This is a genomic window from Pseudoalteromonas sp. AWM4_233 (assembly GCF_056158285.1).
Genome location: NZ_JBSWSZ010000113.1, coordinates 216,945 through 231,114, shown reverse-complemented (window position 1 = coordinate 231,114; position 14,170 = coordinate 216,945). Strand labels below are relative to the sequence as shown.

Annotated in this window: 11 protein-coding genes; 8 read left to right on the top strand and 3 right to left on the bottom strand. The window is 42.0% G+C overall.

Going from position 1 to position 14,170, the window contains the following annotated elements:
• Window positions 1-49 precede the first annotated feature (49 nt).
• Both ACXAC4_RS22615 and ACXAC4_RS22610 read left to right on the top strand, forming a co-directional pair.
• Window positions 50-556 carry a GNAT family N-acetyltransferase gene (locus tag ACXAC4_RS22615; RefSeq protein ID WP_475165755.1) on the top strand — a complete coding sequence of 169 codons (507 nt, stop codon included), beginning with the start codon at window positions 50-52 and terminating at the stop codon, window positions 554-556.
• Window positions 557-681: 125 nt separating this feature from the next.
• Window positions 682-2,262 carry an EAL domain-containing protein gene (locus ACXAC4_RS22610; protein WP_475165751.1) on the top strand — a complete coding sequence of 527 codons (1,581 nt, stop codon included), beginning with the start codon at window positions 682-684 and terminating at the stop codon, window positions 2,260-2,262.
• Between the two features lie 12 nt (window positions 2,263-2,274).
• Here ACXAC4_RS22610 and ACXAC4_RS22605 read toward each other — a convergent pair whose 3' ends face one another.
• Together ACXAC4_RS22605 and ACXAC4_RS22600 are read right to left on the bottom strand one after the other, a co-directional pair.
• A complete protein-coding gene (locus tag ACXAC4_RS22605; RefSeq protein ID WP_475165748.1) occupies window positions 2,275-2,565 on the bottom strand; it encodes an antibiotic biosynthesis monooxygenase family protein in 291 nt (96 codons plus the stop codon).
• A 28-nt stretch (window positions 2,566-2,593) separates the two neighbouring features.
• Window positions 2,594-3,481: an alpha/beta hydrolase gene (locus tag ACXAC4_RS22600; protein WP_475165745.1), complete on the bottom strand. Its 888-nt coding sequence runs from the start codon at window positions 3,479-3,481 to the stop codon at window positions 2,594-2,596.
• 184 nt (window positions 3,482-3,665) lie between these two features.
• Here ACXAC4_RS22600 and ACXAC4_RS22595 point away from each other — a divergent pair, with 184 nt between their 5' ends.
• The 4 genes from ACXAC4_RS22595 to ACXAC4_RS22580 all read left to right on the top strand — a co-directional run bounded on the left by ACXAC4_RS22595 (window position 3,666) and on the right by ACXAC4_RS22580 (window position 8,531).
• Window positions 3,666-4,328, top strand: a complete 663-nt coding sequence (locus tag ACXAC4_RS22595) for an ABC transporter ATP-binding protein (protein ID WP_475165741.1) — start codon at window positions 3,666-3,668, stop codon at window positions 4,326-4,328.
• Window positions 4,319-6,889 (top strand): ABC transporter permease, encoded by a 2,571-nt coding sequence (locus tag ACXAC4_RS22590; protein ID WP_475165736.1) that lies wholly within the window; start codon window positions 4,319-4,321, stop codon window positions 6,887-6,889. Before ACXAC4_RS22595 ends, ACXAC4_RS22590 begins: the two co-directional genes overlap by 10 nt.
• Window positions 6,890-7,007: 118 nt before the next feature.
• Window positions 7,008-8,051 (top strand): PLP-dependent cysteine synthase family protein, encoded by a 1,044-nt coding sequence (locus tag ACXAC4_RS22585; protein ID WP_475165733.1) that lies wholly within the window; start codon window positions 7,008-7,010, stop codon window positions 8,049-8,051.
• A gap of 24 nt (window positions 8,052-8,075) precedes the next feature.
• Window positions 8,076-8,531, top strand: a complete 456-nt coding sequence (locus ACXAC4_RS22580) for a GNAT family N-acetyltransferase (RefSeq protein WP_349286863.1) — start codon at window positions 8,076-8,078, stop codon at window positions 8,529-8,531.
• A gap of 95 nt (window positions 8,532-8,626) precedes the next feature.
• On the opposite strand, the gene ACXAC4_RS22575 is transcribed toward ACXAC4_RS22580, so the two are convergent.
• On the bottom strand, window positions 8,627-8,821 hold the full coding sequence (locus ACXAC4_RS22575; protein ID WP_475165730.1) for a hypothetical protein: 195 nt from the start codon (window positions 8,819-8,821) through the stop codon (window positions 8,627-8,629).
• Window positions 8,822-9,103: 282 nt separating this feature from the next.
• Between ACXAC4_RS22575 and ACXAC4_RS22570 the strand changes: the two genes are divergently transcribed.
• Window positions 9,104-10,498, top strand: coding sequence for an alkaline phosphatase PhoX (locus ACXAC4_RS22570; RefSeq protein WP_475165727.1), 1,395 nt, complete (start codon window positions 9,104-9,106; stop codon window positions 10,496-10,498).
• Between the two features lie 237 nt (window positions 10,499-10,735).
• Window positions 10,736-14,056 carry a S41 family peptidase gene (locus ACXAC4_RS22565; RefSeq protein ID WP_475165725.1) on the top strand — a complete coding sequence of 1,107 codons (3,321 nt, stop codon included), beginning with the start codon at window positions 10,736-10,738 and terminating at the stop codon, window positions 14,054-14,056.
• Window positions 14,057-14,170: the final 114 nt, after the last annotated feature.

The following is a 14,170-nucleotide window of genomic DNA, read 5'->3' as shown; positions in this document are numbered from 1 at the left end:
TCTAGGAGTTGCTTGTAAGTTGTCGGATAAATTTAAAAGTGACTTTATTATGACAGCGGCATTATGTTACCAAAACACAGCTTCCCTTCATTTTTTACCAGCTCAAATACGCATAGGTGGGCTTGAAGAGCGACAAGTGATCAAGCTTTTGAAAGAGCATATTATTGATATGTATGCAACCTCACCAGAAGAGTGCGTGCATACTCTAAATATTAATGCACTACAAAGTGAGACCATTAAATTTTGGAGTGCGTGGCGCGGTGATGAAGCCGTAGGATGTGTCGCGATTAAATATTTATCACCTTATCACTGTGAAATAAAATCAATGCGCACTAGTAATAAAGCTAGAGGCACAGGAGTGGGTCGTCAATTGCTCGAGCATGTTATTCAGTATGCCAAACTCAACGGTGTAAAACGTTTGAGTCTAGAAACCGGCACCATGGATTTCTTTGCCCCTGCTCGCAAATTGTATGCTCAAAATGGCTTTGAACCATGTGGCCCATTTGGTGATTATGAGGTTGATCCACACTCGTGTTTTATGACTTTGATCCTCTAACAAGAAATATCTGTACCTAAATGTAATATATTTGAAATAAATCTGTAGTAATGTCAGTGCCTCCAAAGTTATAGCAAGTTATCAATAAGCTTGCTGAGGTGGCGGCAAAGTCAGGTTAGGGTAAAGTGCCGAAATTCAGATATAAATTCAAAGCATTCAGTATTGCGCTGGCAGGGATGCTGATCGTCATCGCAATACTTTACCCAAGAGAAATAGCCAATAAAAAGCAAGCTTTGCTCACTCAGGTACAGTCTGACTTTAATTGGTTATTACGAGATTTAAACCAACAGCTTGAACAACTTAACCACTTCTTTACAGAGCATGACGACTTAGACGCGGCTTGCACTGAGCAAACCTTGTATGAGCTTCGCCGTGCGCACTTTAAAATTCCAAATATTGCCGAAATGGGCATAGTGAACCCAAACGGTGAATTAATTTGTACTAGTTGGAGCAAGCTCGATACCCCTCTTAAAACCGCGGGGCCAAAGCCGGCTCGTTCGGCAGAGTTACGTTTCTTTGGGCCAATTCACACTAGCTTTATTGGTGAGGCTGCACTGGTTATCGCGAAAACCCGTAACGATGGCTATGAGATAAACGCACTGTTACCGCAATCTATATTAAATCGCCACTTGGATGACTTAGATAGACCTTATAACTACATTGTGATTGCCGACTCAAAATCGGGTGTGCCTATTTTTAAAGTAGGCGATTACAGCTTGCCGATAGACAATCCGTTGTTTCCTATAAATAAGCCAATTACGTTCGAAAGTAGCCTATTTGATGATGGCCAGTCCCATGTGTTGGTGGCATCTCCTCTTGCAAACTTATCATCCTTGTCGTTGATGTTAGCCATCAATGAAGATGCGCTTTATAAAAAAGTCTATCAGCCATCTACTATCAGCTTAGTCATTTATGGGGTGACATTTTTACTGCTGTTTTTACTAGTTAAAAACTATCAAAAATACTATCAAAGCCGTAAAAGTCAGCTCAAAGATGCCATTTCACAAGGGCAAGTTACTAATTTCTATCAGCTCATTTGGGATACCAGAGCCCGTGGTTTTATCGGTGCAGAAACCTTAGTACGCTTAAATGATCCGGTTGAGGGCATGTTAACCCCCAACTTGTTTTTGGCAGATATTGAAGCCAATAACTTACTTAAAGAAATGACCTATGAAATCATAAAAACACTGATACTTGACGCCGAAGTGCTCACTCAACAACATAAAATTAAAAAGGTGAATATCAATATCACTGGCGAGCATTTAAAAGACGCGCACTTTAAAGCTCTAATTTTAGAATTAAATCAGCTTATTCCTTTATTAGTACTTGAGCTGACCGAAAATGAGCTGTTAGAGCTTGATAATCAACAAGTGATTCAAACGATTCAAGATTTTAAAGCTGAAGGTATTTTATTAGCGATTGATGACTTTGGCACAGGCTACGCGGGCTTACAGTATTTAAAGTCGTTACCGCTAGATATTATCAAAATCGATCAAAGCTATGTGGCGGCCATCGGCACCGAATCACAACTTGCGACTATGTTAGATGCCCTGATTGAGCTTGCTAAAACCTTTAAAATTGATGTGGTGGCAGAAGGGGTTGAGACTGAAGCGCAAGCAGATTACTTAGTCGATAAAGGCGTGTATTTACATCAAGGGTGGAAATACCACAAAGCGTGTTTGCTGAGCGGTATTCCCATTCGATAATAGGTTTATAGTTTAGTCAAAGCTATAACGTCTTTTAACCTCGACAACTTCGACGACATAAGATTTATACCATTTATCACGACCTAACTGCTGAGCAACGGCATGTTGGCTATCTTGGTGCCAGCGTTTTATGTCATCTTCGTTAAGCCAATAAGAGACTGCAACTTCTTGCTCGCCCTCTTGCACTGCCAAAAAATCTTGGCAGTTGTACTTTTCAAAAGCGAGTTCTCGCATTACTTTGACCATTTTCGAATAGTCAGAATCTTGTTGATTGGCGATGGCTTTAAAAATGACGGCGGACATACTCGCTCCTATATACTCAATAAACGATTTATAAATGTATAGCCCTAAAAGCTTGGTAGGCTGTAAGCGCTTTTGGAACCGATATCACCGGGTTCTCGCCATGTCCTGCACCTTGGCTGAAGCTGTACAGCCAAGTGAGGTTGGCAGGCCCTTCTTGCTCAAGCGTGTTCACTAAGCCATTAAATGACCCTGTTATTATACTGTTCTCTTCTGCCCCTAGGCTTAAATAAAAGAATTTAGGTTTTCCAGCTAATTGTTGAATGTCTTTTCTAAATTGTTCAACAACCACTGAACCGTCATACCAAGCTGCGGGGCTAAAAGCAAAGTAACCGTTAAATAAGTCGGGTTTGGTGACCATGGTGTAAATTACAAAACTGCCACCAGCAGAAAAGCCGCTTAAAATGCGCTCGCCACTGAGAGAATAATGTTTATGCATATAAGGCAGTACTTCGGTCTCGATAAATGACAAGAACAAGTCTGCTTTGCCAAATATCTCAGGGTCGTTATCGCTTGCAGGGCGTGGGTCGATATTGACATCGCGACGCGCATAAGGGGGCACTAAATCTCGGTTGCGGGTATTGGTCCAAAACTGATTCGGAATAGACACCAAAATGGCTTCGGGGTAAGTTTTTTGCTCGGCAAACTCGTCCAGTACAGCGTCCCAACGGGCTAGATTAAAGTTGCCGTCAGAGCGAATAATGAGAGGGTATTGTTTATCAGCAGAATAATTTTCGGGCAAGCGGATAAATATTTTTCGAGATTCATTGAGCACCTGAGACTCTATCACGCGGTCTTCAAAGTCAGACATATAGTATTTGTTATATTGATAGGCTTTAAAACCTGAAAACCCTACTGCAGCGAGTAAAGCGGAGCCTAACAACCAAGATTTCTTATTTGATTTTATTTTTCTTAACATACTTTAATTACCCAAGTCCTTGTTTCTGTTTGGGTAACTTAATTTAAAACATCGAATATGAAAAGTCATCGGTGCATTCTTGTTAATCAAAATTGTAAGCAAAGATGTGAAAATGTCTCTTCACATTCCTTTCACAGCCAATCATCAATACTAAGCCCAGACATAAAAATAAACGGAGTTCACCATGGGCATCGCAATCAACTTAACCAACCTGACACACCATATTCCTGTTAATAAGGACTTAAACTTAGCATTACTTGAAGACGCATCATTGCAAATTAAAGCAACTGAACAAGTTGCCATAGTGGGCGCGTCAGGCAGTGGTAAAACGACTTTGTTGAGCATTTTGGCAGGTCTTGAGCCGCTGCAAAGTGGTGAACTGTCTTTTATAAAACAGCAAGTAGCGCTTAAATCTGGCGATATTAATCAGCATAGTGGTTTTGTGTTCCAACAATTCCATCTAATTCCAGAGTTAGATGCATTGAATAATGTGGCACTGCCTTTGAAATTAAAAGGCGATAAACAGGCATGTGAAAAAGCGCGCAATTGGTTGTCTAAAGTCGGTCTTGCTGAGCGTGCAGACTTCTCTGTCAGCAAGCTCAGTGGAGGGGAGCAACAACGCGTAGCCATCGCGCGGGCTTTTGTCTCTGAACCTGCACTTATTTTTGCCGATGAGCCAACGGGTAATCTTGATGAGCAAACCGCTGAGCATATCAGCCAATTGATGTTGCAATGCTGTCGCGAGACCAAAGCGACTTTAGTATTAATTACCCATAACCAAGCCTTAGCTGAAAAGCTCGACACAGTTTATAAACTAGAACATGGGAGGTTGCAGCTATGCTCGTAAATGCACTTTCAAATCTTATAGATAAACGCGCGCCAGAGTCAGGCAATGGCTATTCTATTAAGTCGTTATGGGCGCTCTCTTGGCAATTTCATTGGCAGCAAACTCGCTCACGCGTCAATTTAGTTCAACTACTCACGCTGTTCATCTTATTCTTTTATTTGAGTTTCACAACATTGCTTGGCAATGGTGTACAAGGGTATTTAAAACAAAACTTGCAGCAACTGCTGGGTGCAGACTCGGTTATACAAACCTTTCAACCTCTAAATGAAGTTCAGCGTTCAGCGTTTATTCAAGATAGCCATGAGTTTAGTGAAACCCAAACCTTTAATGTTACGCTGACTCATCAAATCGCTGATAAGCACTTAGCCCAATTAGTGAGGTTAAAAGCCGTTGACGATAATTACCCTGTACTTGGCACGCTTGGGGTAACTGAGGCACAAGGACTCACTACAACAGAGTATGTAAAAGGGCCAAGCCAAGGAGAAATTTGGTTAGAGCCACGCTTAGCCGCAGCTTTGTCACTTAAGATCAATGATGAAATTAACGTTGCGGGGCAGACCTTTAAATTCACTCATTATTTAATCTCAGAGCCTGACAGATTAAGTGAGGGGCATAACAGTGATATGCGTGCCATGGTGCACATAGACTCACTTAAAAAGTTAATAGAAGGCAATACACTTGAAGCCAAATCATATCGATACTTAATGGCACATGATGAAACACAATTACAAAGCCTAGTTTCAGCAAGTGATGACATTGATGGCGCGACGCTCATCAGTCAAACCTTGGGAAATCATCCTTTAGCTAAAAGCTGGCAGCGAGTCGAAAAGTTTATGGGGTTAGTGTCTGTGTTATTGGTCATTTTGGCGAGTATCATTTTGGCACTGAGCAATCAAAACGTCATTAAACCATTACAAACCTTCAGCGCTATTTGTATAGCGAATGGTTTAGCAAAACAGGCCAGTAAATGGTTGGTTATTTTTGGGGGGTTATTTACGACTGCAATTACCCTAGTTCCAAGTGTTTTATTGGCAACAGCGACCACTTATGTTGCGGTGCAATGGCTAGAAAATTACCATATTGTGATTGCGCTTGATTGGCAGTGGACTGCGCTGTTAGAGGTAATAGCCATCGCACTTAGTCTTTATATTGCACTCACTCTACCAGCTTGGTATTCGGTACTCACTTCACCGGTTAAGCGTTTACTTATGAGCTATCAAGCGCCAGAGCGTAAGCAATGGCTCAAGATTATGATGCCTGTCGTCGCTATTATTGCACTTATTGTATGGTACTCAGACAATTGGACTTTAACCATCATGGTCGTCGGCACACTGGCGGTTTGCCTATTCGGTTTAGTTTTGTTGACTTGGTGTGTACTTGGCTTGGGCAAATGGGGGCTATCTAAGCGCGCTCAGCTATTTGGTTTTGCACTTTATCTTATGCAGCAACGGATTTACGTAAAAGGCGCGCAGATCATTGCCTTAGGCTTGAGCTTGACTCTGTTATTGCTATCACTGCGGATCACGCAAGACGTCACCAATATACTTGAGCAACTTACTTATAAAGACCAAGGCAATGTGGTGATAAGCCAAGTAACTAAAACTGAGCAACAGGCCTTAGCGCAGTTTTTAACTCAATACCAAGGGCAAATTAACCATATCGCCCCCTTTCAATACGCGCAGCTAACGCATATCAATCAAGTAAAGCTTAACGAAACCGGGCTGCAACCCAGTGAGTCATCAGCGCGTTTAGAGCGACCAATTCGTCTGCACTGGCAAGCGCAAGTGCCAAGCAACAATGAAGTTGTATTAGGCAGCTGGCAAAGTGACCAAGTTCTTAAAGCAAATCAGTGGCCGGTTTCTATCGAAAGTGAAGTGTTTGAAGACATGCAATTTAAATTGGGTGATGTATTGCAAATGCGCATGGGGGATCAGTCTGTGGAGTTGCTTGTTGCCGCTAAACACGACTTTGTTTCGGGCGGTAGTAATACGACGTTTTGGTTTGTGAGACATAGCAATGATGCGGTTGAAGACGTTGAGACATTTTATATGGGAGATGCACAACTGAGTGATGAAGCGCTGTCAAATCTTGGCCAAGTTTGGCAAGCACATCCAAGTATGCGCATGATGTCGGTGGATACTATGTTGGCTGATATACGTTTCTACATGAACTTTTTAATCATGATAGTGGTAATTTACAGTGTGTTTATTGCACTTCTTACAAACTTACTTTTAGCGGCTGCAATTTCGGTGCATCAAAAGCAAGATAAAGCGCGTAATGGTTTATTGACTGTATTTGGCATTGATAAAACAAAGCAAAAATTACTGATATTTTATGAATGGGCAATCATTACTTTGTTGCCAGCACTGGTTGCCACCTTGTGCGTTTACTTATCAATTGCTAGTTTTTACAAATATGAGTTGGCCATGCCTTATCAAGCAAACTTTTTTGCTGTGTTAACGCAGGCCCTAATGATGGCAACAATGATAGCAATCACAGGTATTGTCATGTCTCTCAGGCAGTTAAAGTCACCAACTCGGGGGCTACTCGAAGAACAGTAATATTTTGTTAAGCTTTTTCTAAGAGTGGTGCTTGGCTAAAGCACCACTCTTGTGTGATAGTGCGTTCCTAAAGAGTGAACGTAAGCAATAAAAGATGATGAGCTAAAGGTGAAATCGTATGCACAGACCTTGGGTTAATTGGGCAATTAAAACCATTGAAGCAGATTACACGCGCTCTGCAGATACACATTTAATTCGTTTAGATCTAAAGTCTCACCCTGACGTGCTTTTGTATCTAAAAGATGAAAGTACACATCCAACCGGCTCTTTGAAACACCGCCTTGCTCGTTCATTATTTTTATATGCTTTATGTAACGGCCATATTACTGAAAATACCCCCATCATAGAGTCTTCATCTGGTAGCACTGCTGTTTCGGAAGCCTATTTTGCAAAGTTACTCGGTCTTGATTTTATTGCCGTTGTACCAAAGTCTACGGCACATGAAAAAATCAAACAGATTGAATTTTATGGTGGCCGCTGTCATTTGGTTGAACAAACAGATCAAATTTACAGCGAGTCGCAGCGTTTAGCCGATGAGTTAAACGGTCATTATATGGACCAATTTACTTATGCTGAGCGTGCGACTGATTGGCGCGGTAATAATAACATTGCAGAAAGTATCTTTAAGCAAATGCAAGATGAGCCTCATCCTATACCCAGCTGGATTGTGATGAGTCCGGGGACCGGAGGCACTTCAGCGACGCTTGGACGTTATTTACGTTTTCAAAAATACGATACAAATTTATTGGTTGTAGACCCCGAGCACTCAGTATTTTTCGACTATTTTCAAACCCGTGACAACAGCATCACGCTCGGTCGAGGCAGTCGAATTGAAGGTATTGGCAGACCGCGAGTTGAACCTTCTTTTATTGCAGGGGTGGTAGATGAGATGCAAAAAGTACCAGATGCCGCCAGTATTGCCACCATGCATTGGCTTAGTAAAAAACTAGGTAAGCGTGTGGGGCCTTCATCAGGGACCAATATGTTTGGCGTCTTGAATAAGGTCTTGGAGATGCAGCAGCAAGGGCAGTCAGGCGCAATCGTGACGCTTTTATGCGACAGCGGCGAAAGGTATTTAAATACTTATCATGATGATCAGTGGGTTGATGAGAACATTGGCGATTACAGCCAATTTGATAAATTTTTGGCTCAATTTAATTAAGAATTAAAAATAAGAAGTAAGCAGATGCATTTAAGAATCGCAACTCAGGATGATATAAACGATTTACTACACCTAGAGCAAGCCGTCGTTGAGGCTGAAAGACCTTACAACAGTCATATTAAAGCGAACAACGCGACATATTATGATTTACCCGCGTTGATAAGTGAAACAAGCAGCCAAGTACTCGTACTTGAAGAAAAAGATCAGATCATCGCGACTGGCTATATTCAGGTCAGATCAAGTAAGCAATCTCTGTCTCATGAACAACATGGCTACCTTGGCTTTATGTATGTTGCACCTGACTTTCGTGGACGAGGCTTAAATAGACTGGTCATGGATGCGTTAATGGGCTGGGGACGAGCACATGGTGTAAATATATTTTACTTAGATGTGTATGCCGAAAATCAAGCTGCAATTAATGCTTATCAAAAGCTAGGTTTTACCCCTTCATTGGTCGAGATGAAACTTGAATGCGCATAACAAATTAGGGCGTGTATATCATTGATAACTTTGAGCAACTAAAGCTTAGGTTAATTAATTTCAGTACGCCCTAACCCATCTAGACTTTTACTTATTTAAAGGCTTGTCAGGCCAAAAAATGAAAATGACAAAGTAGCTACCGATCCAATCGCCAACATAGTGTATTCAGTTACCTTCTGTTGGTAGCGATATTCATCACCTTTAGGTTCTAAAATAATCATCAAAATACCAGTAATGAAAAAAGCAAAAGAGTAGATAACGAGGATCGTTAAAAGCGTATCAGTAAACATGATGGCCTCAATGTATTAAGCACGAATAAAAAACGTTGTTTCATTGTGGATCACAATGAAAGCAGCACAGACCGCGCAATTCTATCTCAATGTTCATACCTCATCTATAAAATCTAACCTGACGATATCAAAATAAAATTCGACCTTTTTCATATGCTTTGCATATAACATCTCTAAACTGAATTTAAGAAATAAAACAATATTGATAAATGAATGCTTTTGTTACATTATCACAATTGTGGTTAGAGTAATTGTACGAATTTAAATTTGGGGGGGGAAGTAATGGTCTCACGTAGACAATTTACATTCAGTGCTGCGGCATTGGCTTTTTCGGGGTTAACCGTCAATATGATGGGCTGTCGCAGCAAAGAAGGCAATAGTGTGGCTTTGGCTGACATGCCGCTGTCATCAGGTTATGGCGATTTAGTTTCCGACAAAAATAATATCCTAGACTTGCCGCCAGGGTTTAGCTATCGAGTAATCTCACAACTCGGCGATAAAATGGATGATGGCATGCCAGTACCTGACAATGCAGATGGTATGGGGTGTATCAAATTAGATGAAGACCGTGTTGCTTTGATTCGTAATCACGAATTGGCTCAAAAGCACATAAATAAATCTGCAGCGCCATGGCAATCTTTCCAATCGAATAAAAGCTATGACAACTTAAAGTCAGGTACAGCTTTACCGGGCGGCACCTCAACACTCGTCTACAACTTAAAAACGCAAAAATTAGAAAAACAGTACATGAGCCTGATCGGCACTATCAGAAATTGTGCAGGAGGTACAACGCCTTGGGGCACTTGGCTAACGTGTGAAGAGTCAGTAGATCGCCCCGATGGCAACATCTCAAAAGACCATGGTTATATTTTTGAAGTACCCGCAGAGGCGAATGGGTTGGTAGAGCCTAAACCATTAGTCGCTATGGGTCGTTTCAACCATGAAGCAGCAGCTGTCGACCCAAGAACCGGCATTATTTACCTGACAGAAGATAGAGGCGATAGTCTACTTTATCGCTTTATTCCAAAAGTAAAAGGCCAGTTAAGTGAAGGGGGAGCATTACAAGCCCTTGTCGTTAAACAAAAGCCACAGTTTGATACTCGAAACTGGGCTGAAAACAGCATGGCATTGGGTGACTGGCTAGAGGTTGAATGGATCACCCTATCAAACCCTGAAAGTCCCAACGATGATTTACGCGCGCAAGGCTATGAAGCGGGCGCAGCGCTGTTTGCACGTGGTGAAGGCATTCATTTTGGTACTAATGAATTGTATTTCTGCTGTACCAATGGGGGGCAAAAACAGTTTGGCCAAGTAATGCGATACCAGCCATCAGCCTTTGAAGGCACAGCGCAAGAATCTCAGCATCCAGGCTTATTACAGCTATTTGTTGAGAGTACTGATGGTAGTCAGTATAACTTTGGTGACAACTTAACTGTGACTCCACAAGGCCATTTATTAGTGTGTGAAGACCAATACACCGATGTAACCCGAAATTTTTTAAGAGGGGTGACACCAAAAGGTGCAGTGTATCCGTTTGCAAAACTTCACATTCAAACAGAGCCTGCAGGTGCGTGCTTCTCCCATGATGGAAAAACGCTATTTGTAAATCTTTACTCACCGACTAAAACCCTCGCTATTACAGGCCCTTGGGAGCAATTTTCAGCGCAAAAAGTCTAACCAATTTTTATGCTTAAAATTCTACAGTTTTAAGTGGGTTAAGGACTTAAGGAAGCAATTTATTACAATTGCTTCCTTTCAATTCTAATTTTGTGCTTGTTTAATTATTTGGCATTTGACACAGCTTGTTCCTGGTATGGGTTTTTGTGTTAGCATCAATATGTAGCTAACTGTCTAAAAATTATAATTTTTACTCTGTTAGGTAACAAGCAATAAGGAAAATAGAGAAATATAACAATGAAGAATATTATTTCAGCCGTTGCACTGGGCGTGATCAGTGCTTTTTCAGCCAATGCGGCAGATGAAACCAGACTGTTAAGACAGCCGACGCTCAGCGATTCTCATATCGGATTTGTTTATGGTGGAGATGTGTGGGTGTCGGACCTTGACGGTGAAAACGTTAAGCGTATTACCAGTACGCAAGCAGTTGAGACTGAACCACATTTATCACCTGATGGTGAGACCATTGCATTTAGCTCTAATCGAAATGGTCAGCAATCTGTCTATATTGTGCCTGTTGCGGGTGGAGAGCCAAAACGTCTCACTTGGCATGCAAACAATGCGTATGTAAGAGGCTGGACGCCAGATGGCAAAAAGGTGTTATTTGCTTCTTCTCGTGGTACCGCACCAAAGCGATATGAACGTTTATGGACCGTGTCTGTCGATGGCGGAGCACCAGAACTTGTCACGCATCAATGGGGCTTTAATGGCGTATTTTCTAAAGACGGTGACAAACTCATTATTGACCGTATGAGTCGCTGGGATACCGAGTGGCGTAACTACAAAGGCGGCCAGAATCCCCCACTTGTGTTACTTGATTTAGAAACACAAGAAGAAACCCAATTACCTCACTTCGATACGTCAACAGATATTGAGCCGGTATGGCTTAAAGGCAAAGTGTACTATTTGTCTGATAGAGATTGGGTATCGAATATTTGGGAATATGACCCAAAAAGCAAGAAGACCAAACAAATCACCAAATTTAAAGGTGGTGACATTAAGCAACTTGCCAGCAATGGTAAGCAATTAGCCTTTGAAAAAGACGGCTATTTGTATACTTATAATGTAAAGCGCAAGCGTGCTAAAAAGCTCGACATTAACATACAAGCCGACTTCCCATGGGCAGAAACTAAGTGGCAAAACGTCGCAAGAAACGCTAAAAATGCCTCTTTATCGCCTTCAGGCAAACGCGCGTTATTCGAATCACGTGGTGAAATATTCACAGTGCCTGTCGAGCATGGCTCAACGCGCAATTTAACCAAAGATCATAGCTCAGCCGATAGAGCGCCAATCTGGTCACCAAAAGGCGATAAAATAGCTTGGTTCTCTGATGAGGGTGAGCAAGGTTATAAATTAGTGCTACAAAACCAAGATGGTATGGGTGATCGTAAAACCATTTCTATTGGTGAGTCGAAAATGGCCTGGGAACCACAATGGTCACCAGATGGTAAGTACATTGCCTTTGTTGATGACGATGTGCGTTACCGTTTAGTTGATTTAGAGTCAGAAACGATTAAAACCATTGATGTCGGCGGTAACAATTTAGAACGTGGTCGCACAGGTTTAACTTGGGCACCCGACTCAAAATGGCTAGCGTATGCTAAGCAAGCTGATAATGGTTTTAAACAAATCAAAGTTTGGTCTTTAGAAGAAGAGCAAAGTCGTGCCATTACAAACCGCATGGCTAATTCAGTTTCGCCTGCATGGGATCAAAGTGGTAAACATTTATTTTTCTTAGCCAGTACTGATTATGGCCTAGACAGTGGTTGGGCAAATACTAGCTCAATGTCGGCAGATCATGAGTATGCGCCTTACATTATTAATCTTGCCAAAGACTTAGATTCACCTTTTGCGCTGCGCAGCGATGAAGAAAAGGTGAAAAAAGAAGCTAAGCCTGACGAAGGTAAAGCAGATGCAGATAAGAAAGCTGATAAAGCAGAAAAAGCTGAGTCTTCAGATAAAGCAAAAGATGCGGCTAAGAAAAAAGAAGGCAAAGACAAAAAGAAAGATGGCGTCGTTGTTAGCATAGATTTTGACAACATTGAACGCCGTATCATGCCATTGCCTATGCCAGAAGGTCGATACAGCGGTGTGATACATGGTCCAAAAGGCAGTGTGTTCTTTGCTAAACGTGCCGACAAAGGTTGGTCGTTCTCACTACATAAATACAGTGTTAAAAAGCGCAAGGCCAAACCATATGTAAGCGGTATCAGCGATGTGAACATTTCTGCTGACACCAAAAAGCTCATAGTGAAAAAAGGTCGCAATTGGCATGTGGTCGATGCAACTAAACCGTCTGTAAAGTTAGGTAAGCCTCTTAAAGTTGATTTAGAAACGCGTTTAGACCGTCAAGCAGAATGGCGTCAAATGTTTGTTGAAGCGTGGCGTTATCAACGTGATTACTTCTACGACCCTGATATGCATGGTCGTGATTGGGATGAAGTGTTTTCGCGTTATGAGCCTTTGGTTGAGCATGTTAAACACCGCTCGGACTTAACTTACTTACTTGATATGGTTAACGGTGAGCTGTCTGTTGGTCACAGCTTTGTATTCGGTGGTGATATGCCAGATGTTGAAAAACGTCGAGCGGGCCTATTGGGTGCAGATTTAGTTCAAGATAATGGTTATTGGAAAATCGACCGAATTTATACCTCAGAAAGCTGGAATCCTAAACTAAAAGGTCCACTTGATCAGCCAAATCTAAAAGTGTCAGAGCAGCAATATATCGTTTCGATTAATGGCCAGCCGCTTACAGCAAACGATAACCCATATGCGTTGTTAGACGGCACAGCGGGTAAACAAACGACTTTGAAAGTAAACGACAAGCCAGACTATGAAGGGGCGCATCAAGTGATTGTTGAGCCGATTTCAAGTGAGTATGGTCTTCGTCAGCGTGCTTGGGTAGAAGACAACCGTCGCTTAGTTGATAAGTTGTCAGACGGCAAACTTGCATATGTATGGGTGCCAAATACTTCAACACCTGGTTTCACTTCATTTAACCGTTACTTCTTTGCACAGCAAGACAAAATGGGCGCGGTGATCGATGAGCGCTTTAATGGCGGTGGTTTATTAGATGACTACATGGTTGATTTAATGAATCGCAAGCTGCGCGCGGCGATCACCAATGAAGTACCAAACGGCAAACCTATGCTATTGCCTGCGGGGATAAAGGGGCCAAAAGTTCTGCTTATCAACGAGCTAGCTGGTTCGGGTGGTGACTACTTCCCATGGGCGTTTAGACAGCAAAAAGTGGGCAAGCTGATTGGTGCTACAACCTGGGGGGGCGTAGTGAAATCATCGGTGCATTATCCACTTGTTGATGGTGGCGCACTGACAGCACCAGATAATGCCGTGTTTGACCCTATCAACAATGAGTGGGTAGGTGAAAACAAGGGGATCGCCCCAGATATCAAGGTTTATCAAGATGCGCGTTCGCTTTCGCAAGGGAAAGACCCTCAGCTAGAGCGCGCAGTATCAGAGCTAATGAAAGAGCTTGAAGGCAAGTCGCCACTTGATATTAAACCGCCTAAGTACTCAACCCCAGCGGTAAAACCATAAATTAAAATTGATGTAAATCGATAATGAAAGCGACTACTTCGCAGGAAGTAGCCGCTTTTCTTTGCAAAGTTGCAAGTCAACTTGCGAGAGAATGAACTTTTAATTGTTACATTA